This is a genomic window from Phytobacter sp. V91 (assembly GCF_965644225.1).
Taxonomy (GTDB): domain Bacteria; phylum Pseudomonadota; class Gammaproteobacteria; order Enterobacterales; family Enterobacteriaceae; genus CBFFRJ01.
Genome location: NZ_CBFFRJ010000114.1, coordinates 1 through 16462, shown reverse-complemented (window position 1 = coordinate 16462; position 16462 = coordinate 1). Strand labels below are relative to the sequence as shown.

Sequence of the window (16462 nt, the reverse complement as noted above, 5' to 3'; positions counted from 1 at the left end):
TACAGCTCAGCTAAGGTAAGGCTAATACAGATAAGGACTCCACTGAACCCCACCGATTAAATCGCACCTTCCTTAGTAGTGAGACCGTCATCAAGATAATACGTTGAGATCACGCCATTGACGGTTGAATTATTAATAACAGGGTAGATATCGCCATTGTACTCGCTACCTGTTACGTAATTGCCCCAGCCAACATAGCCACTATAATAAACATCATCAACATGTGTTGCATCGTTATAGTGGTTGAACGTGTTATAAGTCGTGCCAGAAATATCTTCCGCATTTGCCTGAGAAGCGATTGCCAAAGTACAGGCTAATGCCAGTTGAGATACTACAAGTTTCTTTTTCAAGGAGTGCATTTGTCATCCCTCCTCAGGGATATTTTTTGTTGATCCATCATTTATTAATACATCAAATGCAATTAATATTAACTGCGAAGAAAAGTATGCCGTACAAAAACCAAATGGTTCAATTAAAGTTCACGTAAAGTCCGAATTCGGACAAGAATAAACAAAAAATAAAAAACACATGAGAAATATAAAAAAACCAGACAAATCAACAGAGAAGAAAAACAAAAGCAGGCTCAACTCAAGTTATTAACGCGTAATAAATTCAAAATATAAATAAACAACCCCTAATACATTCCCCAAAGGGATTTATTTAACCTGGAAATAAAAACCTCATTAAAAATAAAAACTATCAATGATTAACATTCATTGCTCTTTTCTCTTATGAACCAGGCCTTCATATCTCGAGCCTTCTCGCATTTAAAGGCGATTTTGGTAAAACACCAGAGCCTCTTTTCAGATACACTAGCGCTACTTTTCCTTAGACTTCAGGCAAACCATGACCGACTTAATCACCCGCCCGCGCCGCCTGCGCAAATCCGCCTCGCTGCGCGCCATGTTTGAAGAGACAACACTCAGCCTGAACGACCTGGTGTTGCCCATCTTTGTTGAAGAAGAAATTGACGACTACAAAGCGATCGCTGCGATGCCGGGTGTGATGCGTATCCCGGAAAAGTATCTCGCCCGCGAGATCGAACGTATTGCCAACGCAGGTATCCGTTCAGTCATGACCTTCGGTATCTCTCACCATACCGACGCGACCGGTAGCGATGCATGGCAGGAAAACGGACTGGTTGCGCGTATGTCGCGAATTGCCAAAGATGCGGTCCCGGAGATGGTCGTGATGTCCGATACCTGTTTTTGTGAATATACCTCTCACGGCCATTGTGGCGTACTCTGCGACCACGGCGTCGACAACGATGCCACACTGATCAACCTCGGTAAGCAAGCAGTGGTTGCCGCCGCAGCGGGTGCCAATTTTATCGCACCTTCGGCAGCAATGGACGGCCAGGTACAGGCGATTCGTCAGGCGCTGGATGCCGCCGGGTTTACTGACACCGCCATCATGTCCTACTCCACCAAATTTGCCTCCTCCTTCTATGGTCCGTTCCGTGAAGCCGCCGGTACGGCGCTGAAAGGCGATCGTAAAACCTATCAGATGAGCCCAATGAATCGCCGCGAAGCGATTCGTGAGTCGCTGATTGATGAAGCCGAAGGGGCCGATTGCCTGATGGTGAAACCCGCAGGTGCCTATCTCGATATTCTGCGTGATATCCGCGAGCGCACCACCTTACCGCTCGGCGCTTATCAGGTGAGCGGCGAGTACGCGATGATCAAATTTGCCGCTCAGGCTGGGGCAATTGATGAAGATAAAGTGGTTCTGGAAAGCCTCGGCGCCATCAAACGTGCCGGTGCCGATTTAATCTTTAGCTACTTCGCTCTCGACCTCGCCGAACGTAAGATTTTGTAAACTCCCGTGCCCGGTAAGGCTTGCCGGGCCTGCACCTTTCACCGTCGGGCATTATCATTTATTCACAAAGGTGAAATGTAACTGTCATGAGCAACTTCTACTGTCATCGCAAGACGGCAGGAGGAGTGACCATGTTTAGCCTCGAAAGTGTTCTTGATGATCTTTGGCCGCAGGCCAATCCCGCACCCTGGCAAAAAAATCTGCTCAGACGTCTGTTATACGAAAAAGAGTTTCAGCAGTTTGCCGCCAGCCACCCACACCTTAAAGGTCTGGATATGGTTGAACAGGTGCTGGAACATCTGCAGATCCGCTGTACCATCCCCGCATACGATATTGAACAAATCCCCGAGCAAGGCCCACTGGTGATTGTCTCCAACCACCCGACAGGGACGCTGGACGGTCTGGCGTTGTTGTATGCCGTCTCCCGCGTGCGTCGCGATGTGAAAGTGGTGACCAACAGAATGCTCAGTCACCTGGAGCCACTGAGTTCACTGTTTATTCCCGTGGATAATATGGGCGGTCGCACGCGTAAATCCTCGCTTCAGCACATGGAAAACCAGCTGCAAAACGGCGGCGTGTTGATCTTCTTCCCCGCGGGCGAGGTTTCACGCCTGACCCGCAAAGGCATTCGCGACGGTAAATGGCACCCTGGTTTTGTGAAGCTGGCGAAAAAATTCCGCACCCCGCTGCTGCCGATGTGGATCAATGCCCGCAACAGCCCGCTGTTCTATGGCAGCGCTTTACTTTCCGATACGCTTCCCATGTTGCTCCTGATGCAGCAAATGTTTCGCCGTCGTGGAACGCAACTGCCCATCACCATCGGCCAGCGAATTCCCTGGGACAGCTGGCAATCGCCCTCTCTTTCTGCCCGCGATGTCGCCGATAAATGCCGTAAACATGTGCGGCGGCTGGGCAAAAAGGCTCCCGGTATCTTTAAAACAGAGTGTGCTATAGCCCGCCCGGAAGACAGGGCAACCTTACGCCGCGAGCTTAACAAGGCAGAGTGTCTTGGGCGCACCGCAGATGGCAAGATGATTTACCTCTGGCAGCGTCAGGGCCAGGAAGATGCGCCTTTACTGCGTGAACTGGGTCGCCTGCGTGAAGTGGCTTTTCGCGCGGTAGGTGAAGGCAGTGGAAAGCGTCGTGATACCGACAGGTACGATGACGATTACCTGCATCTGATCCTCTGGGATGAAATGGATCTGGAAATCGTCGGCGCATATCGCTTTATGCCCACCGCCCTTCAGGTTGAAAAAAAGGGTCCGGAGGGGTTGTACAGCTATAGCCTTTTCCACTATGACCAGCGCATGGATGACGTACTGGAGCAGGGAATTGAGCTGGGGCGCAGCTTTATTCAACCCCGTTACTGGGGACGTCGCGGCCTCGACTATCTGTGGTCAGGCATTGGTGCTTACCTGGCCCGTTATCCGCAATATCGCTATCTGTTTGGTCCGGTGTCGATTTCCGGCGGAATGCCTCCGGCAGCACGGGATTTACTGGTTGCCTTTTATCGCCTGTGGTTCCCGGCAAGCTGGCCGCTGGCAGAATCCCGACGCCCGTGGCCTGCCACGCTGCCGGACGTGCTGGCACAATTTACGGGTGAGGATTACAGCGAAGATTTGACGCGCCTGAAATCCATGCTGGGTAACCTGGGCTGCGCAATCCCACCTCTGTACAAGCAATATTCTGAGCTGTGTGAATCCGGCGGCGTGCAGTTTATCGATTTTGGTTGCGATCCGGACTTCAATAACTGCGTCGATGGCCTGGTGCTGGTTGATTTAACCCGCCTGAAGGCGAATCGCTACGAACGCTATATTGCTGTTCATCTGAATAATACGGCAGCCTGACGGCTGCCGTAGTTAATAGTTCAGATGCAATATTATTGCAATTTTGTTACATCGGTTACATATCGCCAGCATGACCATTGCCAGCGCCAAACCAGACGGCATGATTAAACTTTTCACCCGAGAGAGTGCGTTATGGTTCGTGTGGTTCTGGTGGATGATCATGTGGTGGTGCGTTCCGGTTTTGCTCAACTGCTGGGACTTGAAGACGACCTCTGCGTTAGCGGGCAATACAGTACCGCCGCAGAAGCCTGGCCCGCGCTACTGAAGCAGGATGTCGATGTCGCGGTACTGGATATCGCAATGCCGGATGAAAACGGACTGAGTCTGCTTAAACGCCTGCGCCAGCAGCGTCCGGCATTTCGCGCCATTATTCTTAGCATCTACGACACCCCGGCGTTTGTACAAAGCGCGCTGGATGCCGGAGCCAGCGGCTACCTGACGAAACGCTGTGGCCCGGAGGAGTTGGTGCGCGCGGTACGCTCGGTGGGACTTGGCGGTCACTATCTTTGTGCCGATGCACTCAAAGCCCTGCGTGGCGACGTTCAGCCGGTCAAAGTCCTCGCCACGCTTACGCCGCGTGAACGTGAGATCTTTGATTTGCTGGTCAAGGGCGACAGCGTGAAAGAGATCGCGTTTAAACTCGAACTCAGCCATAAAACCGTCCATGTTCATCGCGCCAATGTGCTTGGCAAACTGGACTGTGCGACCACCATCGAGCTGGTACATTTCGCCCTGAACCATAATCTGCTGGTCAGTCACTGATGACGCGAACGCTGCGTCACGGGCTGATATCGCTGTTTATCACGCTGGCCTGGGGAACGGGCTGGCTGATGCTCTGGACGCTCAGCTTCTACCTGACCCACAACGGCCAACAGGCGGTGCTTTTCCTGCCGCATGGCGTCTATCTGGCGTTGTTGATCCTGCTCTCCCGCCGATTCTGGCCAGCGCTGGTGCTCCCGCAACTGGCGCTGATCGTCTGGCTGCACCGCGAGCAGTTGGTCACTAGCGACATCATACTGGCAGCGCCCGTTATCAGCCTGGTCCCGGCGCTCATCGCCCAGCATTACTGGCATCGCTTTCCGTTGTACTGGCAGCGATTGTCGCTCTTATTAACCGCGGTCACCGCTACGGCCCTGCTGCACACCCTGCTGCTCGCGCCTTTTTTGCAAAGCCCTGTCCTGCTGGCAGGACTGGCGTCCTTTACCGGCGGCGTACTGTTAGCGCCTTTTGCTTACTTAATTTTTGAGTTCCTGCGCCAGCAGCATCGCCATCATCTGCTGGGACTCGACACCATTGCGCCTCCCCTGCGTACCTCGTTAATCATCTGGTGCAGCCTGTTCTTTATTATTGGGATCGGTACGCAGATGATTCTCTCGCCACAGATAGAGCGTCTGCTGCTGATTGTGGTGTTCCTGCCCAACGTGGTGATGGCATGGAAATTTGGCTGGCAGGGCGGCGTGATGTCAGGTCTTCTCGGCAGCATGCTTATCACCATAGCCCGTCAGGTCGGCGTCGGTTTTAGCGACCTTCTGGAGCTGGAAATTTTTCTCGCCACTCAGGCTCTGCTGGGGATAGGCCTGGGTATCGCGATCAGCCGCCAGCAACACCTGGCGCTGAACCTGGACCACTACCGCAGACGGCTGGAAGGCGAACTACGTGCTCGCCAGGCGTTGGCTGAAAAGCTGATTCACACGGAGGAGGACACCCGCAAAAGTCTCGCCCGCGAACTGCACGACGAAATTGGGCAGAACATTACTGCCATTCAGATTCAGTCGCAGCTGGTCAAACGCACCGCTGAAACGCCGCAAAGCCTGGAGGCCGCCAGCCAGATAAATGCGCTGGCGCAGCGGATCCATCACTCTACCCGCCAATTGCTACGCCAGCTTCGCCCACCGGTTCTCGACGAACTCTCGTTGCAGGAGGCGCTGCACCACCTGGTGAATGAGTTTGCTTTCGCCGAGCGCGGTATCGCATGCCATTTTGATTATCGACTCCACGCCCCGCCCGAGCGGGAAATCCTGGCGTTTACCCTCTATCGCCTCTTGCAGGAGTTGCTCAATAACGTCTGCAAACACGCCAGCGCCAGTAAGGTAACCATCATACTCAGCGAGCAACTTGGCCAGCTGTGTCTGGCAGTCCATGACAACGGTATCGGCATCACCGCCGACAGAGAACCGGGGTTTGGCATTCAGGGGATGCGCGAACGCGTTCATGCTCTGGGCGGCGAACTGCTCCTCGAGCACCGTCAGGGAACCCTCGTTACTGTTAACTTGCCCACAGTTTTGCAACAAACCCCGTACTGACCAGGAAAAATTCTTAGTGACCCGGGGAGTTTCTCTCATCCGCTTTCAGCCGCGCTTTTCTAAAGTCAACACAACCGGAGGCCGTCATGCACGCCATCTTAGCCACTGACATCGACACTCGTTACCGGACGTTACGCTCACGTCTGTTGTTCTCCATGGTGGTGGGTTATGCCGCGTTCTACCTGACGCGTAAAAGCGTGAACTACGTGCTGCCAGCGCTGCAAAGCGATTTAGGGCTGGATAAAGGCGATATCGGCCTGCTGGGTTCGCTGTTTTACCTCAGCTACGGTTTGTCGAAGTTTGCCGCCGGGCTCTGGCATGACAGCCACGGACAGCGCGCCTTTATGGGCTGCGGGCTTTTTGCCACCGGGCTGCTGAACGTGGTGTTTGCGTTTGCTGATTCGCTGCCTCTGCTGCTGGTGGTCTGGACGTTAAACGGCTTTTTCCAGGGCTGGGGATGGCCGCCATGCGCCCGCCTGCTGACCCACTGGTACTCACGTAATGAACGTGGTTTCTGGTGGGGCTGCTGGAATATGTCTATCAACATCGGCGGGGCGATTGTTCCGCTGATATGTGCCTTTGCCGCCCACTGGTGGGGCTGGCAGGCCGCGATGCTGACACCGGGGATAATCAGCATGGCGCTGGGTGTGTGGTTATCAATGCAACTGCGGGGGACACCGCAGGAAGAAGGGTTACCGAGCGCAGGCGAATGGCGGCATGACCCGCTGGAGCTGCGTCAGGAGCAACAAAGTCCGCCGATGGGCTTATGGCAAATGCTGCGCGTTACCGTGCTGCGTAACCCAATGATTTGGTTGCTGGGGGTTTCGTACGTGCTGGTCTATTTGATCCGCATCGCGCTGAACGACTGGGGAAATCTCTGGCTGGCAGAAAGCCACGGTATCAACCTGCTCAGTGCCAACGCCACCGTGATGCTGTTTGAAGCGGGCGGGTTGCTGGGGGCGCTCTTTGCCGGATGGGGTTCAGATTTACTGTTCAGCGGGCAACGCGCGCCGATGATTTTGCTCTTTACGCTCGGGCTTATCGTCTCGGTCGCGGCGCTCTGGCTGGCGCCGGTACATCACTACGCGCTACTGGCGATGTGCTTTTTTACGGTGGGATTTTTTGTCTTTGGTCCACAAATGTTGATAGGCCTGGCCGCCGTCGAATGTGGGCACAAAGCAGCGGCAGGTTCCATTACCGGTTTTCTCGGCGTCTTCGCCTACCTCGGCGCGGCGCTGGCGGGCTGGCCGCTCTCACAACTGATTGAAGGCTATGGCTGGTCGGGGATGTTTAGCCTGCTCTGTGTCGCAGCCGTATTGATGGGTTTATTACTGATGCCGCTACTGATGGCAGGCATTGCAACATCACGCAGTCCGACTCCCTCAGCGGAAGGATAAAATAATGAAAGTGACTCTGGTCTCTACCCTGGTAGCAACAGGCCTCGCCCTCGCAGCATTCAGCGGTGTGGCAAAAGCAGAAGGTCGTCTGGTTGTTTATTGCAGCGGCACCAATGAACTGTGCGAAGCGCAAACCCAGGCCTTTGGCGAAAAGTACAAAGTCAAAACCGCGTTTATCCGTAATGGTTCCGGCAGCACGCTGGCGAAAGTCGATGCGGAGAAGAAAAACCCGCAGGCAGACGTCTGGTACGGCGGCACCCTGGATCCTCAGTCTCAGGCGGGGGAAATGGGGCTGCTGCAGGCTTACAAATCCCCGAACCTCGACCAGGTGATGGAGAAGTTTCGCGATCCGGCGAAGGTGAAGGGCAACCTCTCTTCGGCGGTGTATATCGGGATCCTCGGTTTCGGCGTCAACACCCAGCGCCTGAAAGAGAAAAACCTGCCGGTGCCAACATGCTGGAAAGATCTGACGAAGCCCGAATATAAGGGCGAGATCCAGATTGCCGATCCACAAAGCTCAGGCACCGCCTACACTGCGCTCGCCACCTTTGCACAGCTGTGGGGCGAAGATCAGGCCTTTGCATATCTCAAACAGCTCAACAGCAACGTCTCACAGTACACCAAATCAGGCATTGCACCGGCGCGCAACGCTGCCCGTGGTGAAACCGCCATTGGTATCGGCTTCCTGCATGATTACTCCCTGGAAAAAGAGCAGGGCGCGCCGCTGGAACTGATCTCCCCCTGTGAAGGCACTGGCTATGAAATTGGCGGTGTCAGCATCCTGAAAGGGGCGCGAAATATCGACAACGCCAGGCTGTTTGTGGACTGGGTACTGTCGAAAGAAGCGCAGGAACTGGCATGGAAAAAAGGCAAGTCCTACCAAATCCTGACCAACACCACCGCAGAAACATCGCCGAACTCGCTGAAGCTCGATGACCTGAAACTGATCAGCTACGACATGGATAAATACGGCTCAACAGACGTACGTAAAGCGCTGATTAATAAATGGGTCAGCGATGTGAAGATGGGTAAATAAGCCCGCTTTTGCATTCTTTGCCGGGTGGGGCATAACGTCCTGCCCGGCCTACAACACCGGAACGCTTATGCCACACACACTCACTCTCCATCCCGCCGCAAAACGGGATGCGGTATTCCTTTGGATTTTGCTCGGCTGGCTGGCATTTGCTCTGCTACCGAGCTGGAGTCTGGATTACGGCCTGTTCGACTCCACGTCCGAGGAAATTTATGCCGCTTACGGCTGGTCGCACCTCAACGTCAGCTGGCTGTGGTACTTGTTACCCAGCGTGCTGGCTCTGCGTCCGCTCAGTGAAGCACAGCGCGAGCAGCGAAGCCGTCACTATTTCGATGCTGGATGGGCATTGCTGTGCATGGCGTTTGTCGTCCTGAGCGCCACCGCAGAAGATCGTGGTCTCGGCTATGCCAGCATTGTGCTGTTTATCTCCCTGGGCGCCATTATGACCCTTGCGCTCACCCGCCTGGAATGGCTGGGCGGCGACCGCTTTGTCATTGGCGCGCTGATTACGATTGTGACGCTGATTGGCATCTTTATCGTCTGGCCAAGCATTGCCATCTTTATTCCGATGTTTACCACCGATGACGGTGCGTTCGCTCCACTGGCCTTTATGAATGTGCTCTCTCAGGCGCACATTATTCAGGTGATCCTCAACTCCATCTGGCTGGCGATTGCCGTTGGCGTGGGCTGTACCTTCTTCGGCCTGGTACTGGCGATATACACCACCCGCATAGCCAGACGCAGCGCAATTATCGGCCGCGTGTTCTCCATTCTGCCTATCGTTACCCCGCCCTTTGTGGTCGGCTTAGGGGTCACCCTGATGATGGGGCGTTCAGGCTATATCACTGAGTTAATGGTCGACTGGTTCGGGCTGACCAATACCAACTGGCTGTACGGTTTTACCGGCATCTGGCTGGCGCAGGTGCTGGCCTTTACCCCAATGGCCTTTATGATCATCGACGGGGCGATAAAAACCATTCATCCGTCGCTGGAAGAAGCCTCCTACACCCTGCGCGCCAGCCGCTGGCAGACCTTCAACGGCGTGTTTGTCCCACTGCTGAAACCTGCGCTGGCAAATGCGTTCCTGATTGTGGTGGTGCAGTCGCTGGCCGATTTCAGCAACCCGCTGGTGCTGGGGGGCAACTTCGATGTGCTGGCAACCCAGATCTACTTCTATATTACCGGCTCACAGCTGGATTATCAGGCCGCCAGTACGCTGGGCGCTTTCCTGCTGGTCTTCTCGCTGCTGGTGTTCTGCGTGCAGTACATGTGGATTGGCAAACGCTCCTATGTGACCGTCTCCGGAAAATCCTATCGCGGTGATGTGCAGCCGCTGCCGGTGACCCTGGTATGGGGCGTTATTTCGCTGCTTGTCGTCTGGATCGCCTTCAACGCCCTGCTTTACGGCAGCATCTTCTATGGCAGCTTTACCGTTAACTGGGGCGTGGATTACACCCTGACGCTGGATAACTTCATCAAACTCTTTGGCCAGGGCATGAGCGATGGCGCATGGCCGTCACTGCTCGACACCCTACTGTATGCCGGGATCGCCGCCCCGATCACCGCAGCCTTAGGTCTGTTAATCGCCTGGATTGTGGTGCGCCAGCAGTTCAGAGGCAAAAAGACCATCGAGTTCACCACCATGCTGTGCTTTGCCGTACCCGGCACTGTCGCGGGTGTCTCCTACATCCTCGCCTTTAACGGCGCACCGGTGTACATCACGGGGACGGCGGCCATCGTGATTATGTCGATGGTGATGCGTAACGTACCGGTCGGTATCCGGGCAGGCATCGCCGGATTAGGTCAGATAGACAAATCGCTGGATGAAGCCTCGCTCAGCCTGCGCGCCGGGTCACTGCGCACCATCACGCAGATCCTGCTGCCTCTGCTGCGTCCGGCCATTCTGTCGGCACTGATTTACAGTTTTGTTCGTGCCATCACCACGGTCAGCGCCATTGTCTTCCTGGTCACCCCGGATACCCGCGTGGCAACCGCCTACATTCTGAATCGTGTGGAAGATGGCGAATACGGCGTCGCCATCGCCTATGGCTCAATCCTTATTGTGGTGATGCTCGCCATCATCTTTATTTTTGACTGGCTGATCGGCGAGGCACGAACCTCCCGTTCCAAAGCCAAAAACCTGGCGTAACGGAGCACAACCATGACACAAAAACATTTCGTTGAATTGCGTAACGTCAACAAGCGATTCGGCGACAACACGGTTATAGAGAACATCAACCTTGCCATTCCTCAAGGGGAAATGGTGAGCCTGTTAGGCCCATCCGGCTGCGGTAAAACCACCGTACTGCGCCTGGTGGCAGGGCTGGAAAAACCGACCGGTGGGCAGATTTTCATTGATGGCGAAGATGTTACACACCGTTCCATCCAGCAGCGTGATATCTGCATGGTGTTCCAGTCCTACGCCCTCTTTCCGCATATGTCGCTGGGCGAGAACGTCGGATATGGCCTGAAAATGCTCGGTGTTTCACGTTCAGAGATCAAAAACCGGGTGCAGGAAGCGCTGGCGATGGTGGATCTTGAAGGCTTTGAAACGCGCTTTGTGGATCAGATCTCCGGAGGCCAGCAACAGCGCGTGGCGCTGGCGCGCGCGCTGATCCTCAAACCAAAAGTCCTGCTGTTTGATGAACCACTGAGTAATCTCGACGCCAACCTGCGCCGCAGCATGCGCGATAAAATCCGTGAGCTGCAAAAACAGTTCAATATCACCTCACTGTACGTCACTCACGATCAGAGCGAAGCGTTCGCGGTATCAGACACCGTACTGGTTATGAACAAGGGTAATATTATGCAGATGGGCTCGCCGCAGGCGCTCTATCGCCAGCCCGCCTCACGCTTTATGGCGAGCTTTATGGGCGATGCCAACCTGTTTCCGGCCACCTTTGGTCAGGGTTATGTTGATCTCTACGGCTACCGTTTACCGGCTCCCGCCCACTTTGTCGCCGAGGGCTCAGCCACCGTCGGCGTGCGCCCGGAGGCAATCACCCTTGAGTCGCACGGAGAAGAGTGTCAACGCTGTATTATCCAGCACGTGGCCTACATGGGGCCGCAATATGAGGTAATTGTCGAGTGGCACGGTCAACGCATTTTGTTGCAGGTCAATGCGACCCGTCTGCAACCCGATGTGGGGGACAGCTATTATCTGCAAATCCACCCTTATGGCATGTTTGAGCTGGCAGAAAACGCCTGAGGCTTTATCCCCTCTCCTCGCACGGGAGAGGGGAAGTTCAGCGCTAATTTGCTACCAGACGCAAGCGAGCGCGTCGGGTTGTTAACCGTGGATTGGTGGTAAAAATGACATACAGAATTGGACGCCAGGCCATATACCCCTCCTTAGCTAAATATAATCCTGGATTTTCCTGTCAGGTTTCGCCCTCAAACTAAAGTGCGAAGTCATTATGGTCAACTCATTCCAGGGGATTAAATTTAACATCTGGCCATTATCTGAATGCATTGTGATTCAGCCTGCAATTTTCGCTGCAATAGAATTAAAATAAAAAATGTAACCATCGTGTGAATTAATAATATAAATTTATTAAGATGTTAAAATAATTAAAGTATCGAACATTAAAAAGCGACGTACGAATAATCGGATTTACAATCAATTAATTCCATAGATTATTTTAATTATTCCGACCAGGAATTTTTTTATGCTGCCGGGAGGGCGAAAATTTTGCTCTGGTCGTTATTTTTGCGCAGCGGCCCACTCTCCACAAAATCCTCATAATTCATAAAGATAGTTTAATAATCAGTCAATTTTCACCATTACAGAGCAGGCTGCACCACAAGCAGGCTGAGCAGACTGCATCTTCAGGCTGTTTTTGTTAAAAACCCTGTCAGAGCGATAATAAACAAATGAAAAATGAGGCTTTTTATAAACTGGCATCACCTTTGCAACCCAGCCACAACTGTGTTTAATGGCGAGGCAGTAAATGATGACCACAGAATCAACCACACTAAAAAGAACATTAGGCAGCTTCCGTTTATGGGGCATTGCCGTCGGACTGGTAATCTCAGGGGAATATTTTGGCTGGAGTTATGGCTGGGCCCAGGCGGGAACATTAGGCTTTCTGATCGTTGCCCTGGCGATTGCCGCCATGTATTGCGCCTTTATTTTTAGCTTTACCGAATTAACCACCGCGATCCCTCATGCGGGTGGCCCTTTTGCTTATGCTTACCGGGCGTTCGGCCCAACCGGCGGGTTTATTGCCGGATTCGCGACCCTGATCGAATTCGTTTTTGCGCCACCGGCCATTGCAATGGCGATCGGCGCATATCTTAACGTGCAATTCCCGTCACTGGATCCTAAGTGGGTGGCCTGCGGCGCATACCTGATATTTATGACGTTGAATATTCTTGGCGTCGGCATTGCCGCCACCTTTGAGCTCATTGTTACCCTGCTGGCAATATTTGAATTGCTGGTGTTTATGGGCGTCGTTGCGCCGGGCTTCTCCTGGGACAACTTCACCGCCAACGGCTGGGCCGGTGCCGACAGCTTTAGTGGCCTGGCACTACCGGGCATGTTTGCGGCTATCCCCTTCGCTATCTGGTTCTTCCTCGCTATCGAAGGTGCCTCCATGGCAGCCGAAGAAGCGAAAGATCCCAAACGTACCATTCCACGCGCACTGGGCGGCGGTATTCTGACCCTGACGGTACTGGCGGTCGGTGTGATGATGTTTGCCGGCGGCGTAGGCGACTGGCGTACGCTGTCAAACATCAACGATCCATTGCCACAGGCGATGAAAGTGGTGGTCGGTAGCAGCAGCGGCTGGCTGCATATGCTGGTCTGGTTAGGGCTGTTCGGTCTGGTGGCGTCGTTCCACGGCATCATTATGGGCTACTCACGGCAAATCTACTCCCTGGCACGCGCAGGCTATCTCCCGGCGAGCCTTGCCAACCTCAACCGTAAAACCCGCACCCCGCATCTGGCCATTCTGGCGGGTGGTGTTGTCGGTATTGCAGCCATCTTCTCCGACTCGCTGATCACCATCAGCGGCATGCCGCTGACGGCCTGTATTGTGACGATGTCAGTATTCGGCGCTATTGTTATGTATATCACTTCAATGGCCGCACTGTTCAAACTGCGTCGTAGCGAACCGGACCTTGAGCGCCCGTTTAAAGCGCCGCTGTTCCCGATTGCCCCGGCGTTTGCCCTTGGTATGGCGGTACTCTGCCTGGTGGCAATGGTCTGGTACAACACCCTGCTGGCACTGATTTTCGCCCTTATGATGCTGGCCGGTTATATGTGGTTCCGTAAAACGGCACCGGCTCGTGAGCGCGCCGCGCTGGATCCGCAACTGCGGGCAGCCTCCTGAGGAGAGTTCATGTATAAAACAACCCTGGCGCACCGAACTTATCGGTTCGCCAGTCTGAAAGAACTGATGGCAAAAGCCTCCCCGGCACGTTCCGGGGATGTGCTGGCGGGCGTCGCCGCGCAGTCGGCAGAAGAGCGAATGGCAGCTAAAATTGCCCTCGCGGACGTGCCACTGCGCGAGATCCTTGATAATCCACTGATTCCTTACGAAAGCGATGAGGTCACCCGGCTTATCATCGACACCCACAATGCTCAGGCCTTTCTGGCCATCAGCCACCTGACGGTCGGCGATTTTCGCGACTGGCTGCTGGCGGACGCCACTGACACTCAAGTCTTAAGCGAAGTCGCCCCGGCCATCACCCCGGAAATAGCCGCCGCGGTCAGTAAGCTGATGCGTAACCAGGATCTGATCCTGGTTGCCAGCAAGTGCAGCGTGGTAACCCGTTTTCGCAACACGATTGGCCTGCCCGGCCATCTCAGCGTACGCCTGCAGCCCAACCATCCAACGGATGATTTAAAAGGGATCGCCGCCAGCATGCTCGATGGTTTGCTCTACGGCGCCGGAGATGCCGTTGTCGGCATTAATCCCGCCAGCGACAGCCTACCGGTACTGAACCGTCTGAATCATATGATGGATGACATCATCAACCGCTTTAACATTCCCGCGCAGTCCTGCGTGCTGACCCATGTGACCAACACCCTGCAACTGATTGAGCGCGGTTCGCCGGTGGATCTGGTGTTCCAGTCGGTGGCGGGCACCGAGGCGGCAAACAGCGGTTTTGGTATCAACCTCGCCATGCTGAAAGAGGCGCAGGATGCCGCGCTGAGTCTTAATCGCGGCACGCTGGGCAATAACGTGATGTATTTTGAGACCGGCCAGGGCAGTTGCCTGTCGGCGAACGCGCATTACGATGTTGACCAGCAAACCTGTGAAGCCCGTGCCTATGCCGTGGCCCGCCACTTCAACCCGCTGCTGGTCAACACGGTGGTCGGATTTATCGGCCCGGAATATCTCTACGACGGCAAGCAGATCATTCGCGCCGGACTGGAAGATCACTTCTGCGGCAAGTTGATGGGGCTGCCAATCGGCTGCGACGTCTGCTATACCAACCATGCGGAAGCGGATCAGGATGATATGGACACCCTGCTTACCTTGTTATGTAACGCCGGGCTGACCTTCCTGATTGGCGTTCCGGGCGCGGACGACATCATGCTGAATTATCAGAGCACCTCGTTCCATGATGCCCTCTACGCCCGCCGTCTGCTGGGACTTAAACACGCGCCGGAATTTGCCCAGTGGCTGACAAAAATGCAAATTATTGATAACCATGGACAGCTACGCCTGACCGGAGCCAATCACCCGCTGCTTAGCGCATTACCACAAGGAGCTGTTGCATGAATCCACCTGATGCCTGGTCCCTGTTGCGGGAATTTACCGATGCCCGCATTGCGCTCGGCCGCAGTGGAGCAAGCCTGCCAACCCGCGAAGTGCTGAACTTTGGCCTTGCCCATGCCCAGGCGCGTGACGCCATCCACCAGCCCTTCGACAGTGAAACCCTGGCCCGTCAGATACAGGCGTTGGGTCTGCAAACGTACGAAGCGCATAGTGCGGCGACGGACAGACATATCTACCTTAATCGCCCGGATTTAGGCCGCAAGCTGAGCGACGAAAGTCGTGCAGAACTGGCCGCCAGCCGTACCCCACCCCATGACCTGCTGCTGGTCATTGGCGACGGCCTGTCGTCTCACGCGGTGCAGCGCCAGTCGCTGGGGCTGATTACCGCCCTGCTGCCCTATCTGCAAACGCTGGGAATTTCACTCGGGCCGGTGGTACTGGCGCATCAGTCCAGGGTGGCGCTGGGGGATGACATCGGCGAAACCCTGAACAGCAAAGCGGTGGCGATCCTGATTGGTGAGCGCCCAGGATTATCATCCCCGGACAGCCTGGGGGTCTACCTGACGTGGAAACCTGAGCGCCAACGGCTGGAATCAGAGCGCAATTGCATCTCCAATATCCGCCCGGAAGGTCTCAACTACGAGGCCGCCGCCTTTAAGCTTGCCTGGCTGCTGGAGCAGGCATTTTTGCGCCGACTGACCGGGGTCAAACTAAAAGATGAGAGCGACAATCCGGCGCTCCACGACCGGGTAAAACCGCGCATCTCCCTGCCATGCTAATCTCCCCCGCGCTCACACCGGGCGCGGGGTCAGACTTATGCAAAGGAAAACATCAGGCGACAAAGATCCAGCCAGCACCGCTAATGATAAATCTCATAACCTCCAGTAATGCTTATATATTTAAGTATTACCTTTCCCCCATATTAGCCCATTAATAACAGAATTCGTTCAGGAAAATTAATTAAATGCGGGGTGTTTAAAAATAATTAACCAATGTTAAATAAAATGTAATGCAAGATGTTAATTGAATGTGAGCGTCACATAAAACCTGAATTAAGACACTTCAAAAAGTGCATTATTCTGCACCGTCACTAAATACCTCCAAATACATAAATAAGTCTGTTTTCTATAAATATGATAGCGATCACATTTAAATTTATTAATAAAAATCAATTTTTTACATTACATTGATTGCAAATGCGAGCCATATCAACATATTTGCAATTTACATTCATTGACTCCAGTGCACACGTGTGCATAAGTAAGTATCCTCCGGCAGAGCCGGAGGCTTTAGGGTGAGCGCCTCAAAGGCGCCGACAAACCATGAGCCGCCCAAG

General features: G+C 54.2%; 10 protein-coding genes and 2 pseudogenes. 11 read left to right on the top strand and 1 reads right to left on the bottom strand.

Features of this window, described 5'->3' with window-relative positions; genetic code table 11:
• Positions 1–62: 62 nt before the first annotated feature.
• Positions 63–359 (bottom strand): annotated as a pseudogene (locus ACSZO4_RS19625) (autotransporter outer membrane beta-barrel domain-containing protein); the annotation flags it as partial.
• A 487-nt stretch (positions 360–846) separates the two neighbouring features.
• Between ACSZO4_RS19625 and hemB the strand changes: the two are divergent.
• From hemB to eutC, 11 genes and pseudogenes are all read left to right on the top strand, one after another.
• A complete protein-coding gene (gene hemB, locus ACSZO4_RS19620; protein WP_437890717.1) occupies positions 847–1818 on the top strand; it encodes a porphobilinogen synthase in 972 nt (323 codons plus the stop codon).
• 131 nt (positions 1819–1949) lie between these two features.
• Positions 1950–3665 (top strand): lysophospholipid acyltransferase family protein, encoded by a 1716-nt coding sequence (locus tag ACSZO4_RS19615; RefSeq protein ID WP_437890716.1) that lies wholly within the window; start codon positions 1950–1952, stop codon positions 3663–3665.
• A 132-nt stretch (positions 3666–3797) separates the two neighbouring features.
• Positions 3798–4427 carry a response regulator gene (locus tag ACSZO4_RS19610; RefSeq protein ID WP_437890715.1) on the top strand — a complete coding sequence of 210 codons (630 nt, stop codon included), beginning with the start codon at positions 3798–3800 and terminating at the stop codon, positions 4425–4427.
• Positions 4427–5968: an MASE1 domain-containing sensor histidine kinase gene (locus ACSZO4_RS19605; protein WP_437890713.1), complete on the top strand. Its 1542-nt coding sequence runs from the start codon at positions 4427–4429 to the stop codon at positions 5966–5968. The genes ACSZO4_RS19610 and ACSZO4_RS19605 overlap by 1 nt, the downstream gene beginning before the upstream one ends.
• Before the next feature lie 68 nt (positions 5969–6036).
• A pseudogene (gene uhpC / locus ACSZO4_RS19600) lies at positions 6037–7365 on the top strand (MFS transporter family glucose-6-phosphate receptor UhpC); the annotation flags it as partial.
• Between the two features lie 4 nt (positions 7366–7369).
• Positions 7370–8401, top strand: coding sequence for an ABC transporter substrate-binding protein (locus tag ACSZO4_RS19595; protein WP_437890711.1), 1032 nt, complete (start codon positions 7370–7372; stop codon positions 8399–8401).
• 67 nt (positions 8402–8468) lie between these two features.
• Positions 8469–10547, top strand: coding sequence for an ABC transporter permease (locus tag ACSZO4_RS19590; protein ID WP_437890709.1), 2079 nt, complete (start codon positions 8469–8471; stop codon positions 10545–10547).
• Between the two features lie 12 nt (positions 10548–10559).
• Positions 10560–11606, top strand: coding sequence for a ferric ABC transporter ATP-binding protein (gene fbpC, locus ACSZO4_RS19585; RefSeq protein WP_437890708.1), 1047 nt, complete (start codon positions 10560–10562; stop codon positions 11604–11606).
• Positions 11607–12351: 745 nt separating this feature from the next.
• Positions 12352–13731 (top strand): ethanolamine permease, encoded by a 1380-nt coding sequence (gene eat / locus ACSZO4_RS19580; protein ID WP_437890719.1) that lies wholly within the window; start codon positions 12352–12354, stop codon positions 13729–13731.
• A gap of 9 nt (positions 13732–13740) precedes the next feature.
• Positions 13741–15129 (top strand): ethanolamine ammonia-lyase subunit EutB, encoded by a 1389-nt coding sequence (locus tag ACSZO4_RS19575; RefSeq protein ID WP_437890706.1) that lies wholly within the window; start codon positions 13741–13743, stop codon positions 15127–15129.
• Complete coding sequence (gene eutC, locus ACSZO4_RS19570; protein WP_437890705.1) at positions 15126–15905, top strand: ethanolamine ammonia-lyase subunit EutC; 780 nt, start codon at positions 15126–15128, stop codon at positions 15903–15905. The genes ACSZO4_RS19575 and eutC overlap by 4 nt, the downstream gene beginning before the upstream one ends.
• Positions 15906–16462 lie beyond the last annotated feature (557 nt).

Bases quoted from the DNA above. Each gene is read 5' to 3' on its own strand.
- fbpC (WP_437890708.1), top strand. From the start codon at position 10,560: ATGACACAAAAACATTTCGTTGAATTGCGTAACGTCAACAAGCGATTC.
- hemB (WP_437890717.1), top strand. From the start codon at position 847: ATGACCGACTTAATCACCCGCCCGCGCCGCCTGCGCAAATCCGCCTCG.
- eutC (WP_437890705.1), top strand. From the start codon at position 15,126: ATGAATCCACCTGATGCCTGGTCCCTGTTGCGGGAATTTACCGATGCC.
- ACSZO4_RS19610 (WP_437890715.1), top strand. From the start codon at position 3,798: ATGGTTCGTGTGGTTCTGGTGGATGATCATGTGGTGGTGCGTTCCGGT.
- ACSZO4_RS19605 (WP_437890713.1), top strand. From the start codon at position 4,427: ATGACGCGAACGCTGCGTCACGGGCTGATATCGCTGTTTATCACGCTG.
- ACSZO4_RS19575 (WP_437890706.1), top strand. From the start codon at position 13,741: ATGTATAAAACAACCCTGGCGCACCGAACTTATCGGTTCGCCAGTCTG.
- eat (WP_437890719.1), top strand. From the start codon at position 12,352: ATGACCACAGAATCAACCACACTAAAAAGAACATTAGGCAGCTTCCGT.
- ACSZO4_RS19595 (WP_437890711.1), top strand. From the start codon at position 7,370: ATGAAAGTGACTCTGGTCTCTACCCTGGTAGCAACAGGCCTCGCCCTC.
- ACSZO4_RS19615 (WP_437890716.1), top strand. From the start codon at position 1,950: ATGTTTAGCCTCGAAAGTGTTCTTGATGATCTTTGGCCGCAGGCCAAT.
- ACSZO4_RS19590 (WP_437890709.1), top strand. From the start codon at position 8,469: ATGCCACACACACTCACTCTCCATCCCGCCGCAAAACGGGATGCGGTA.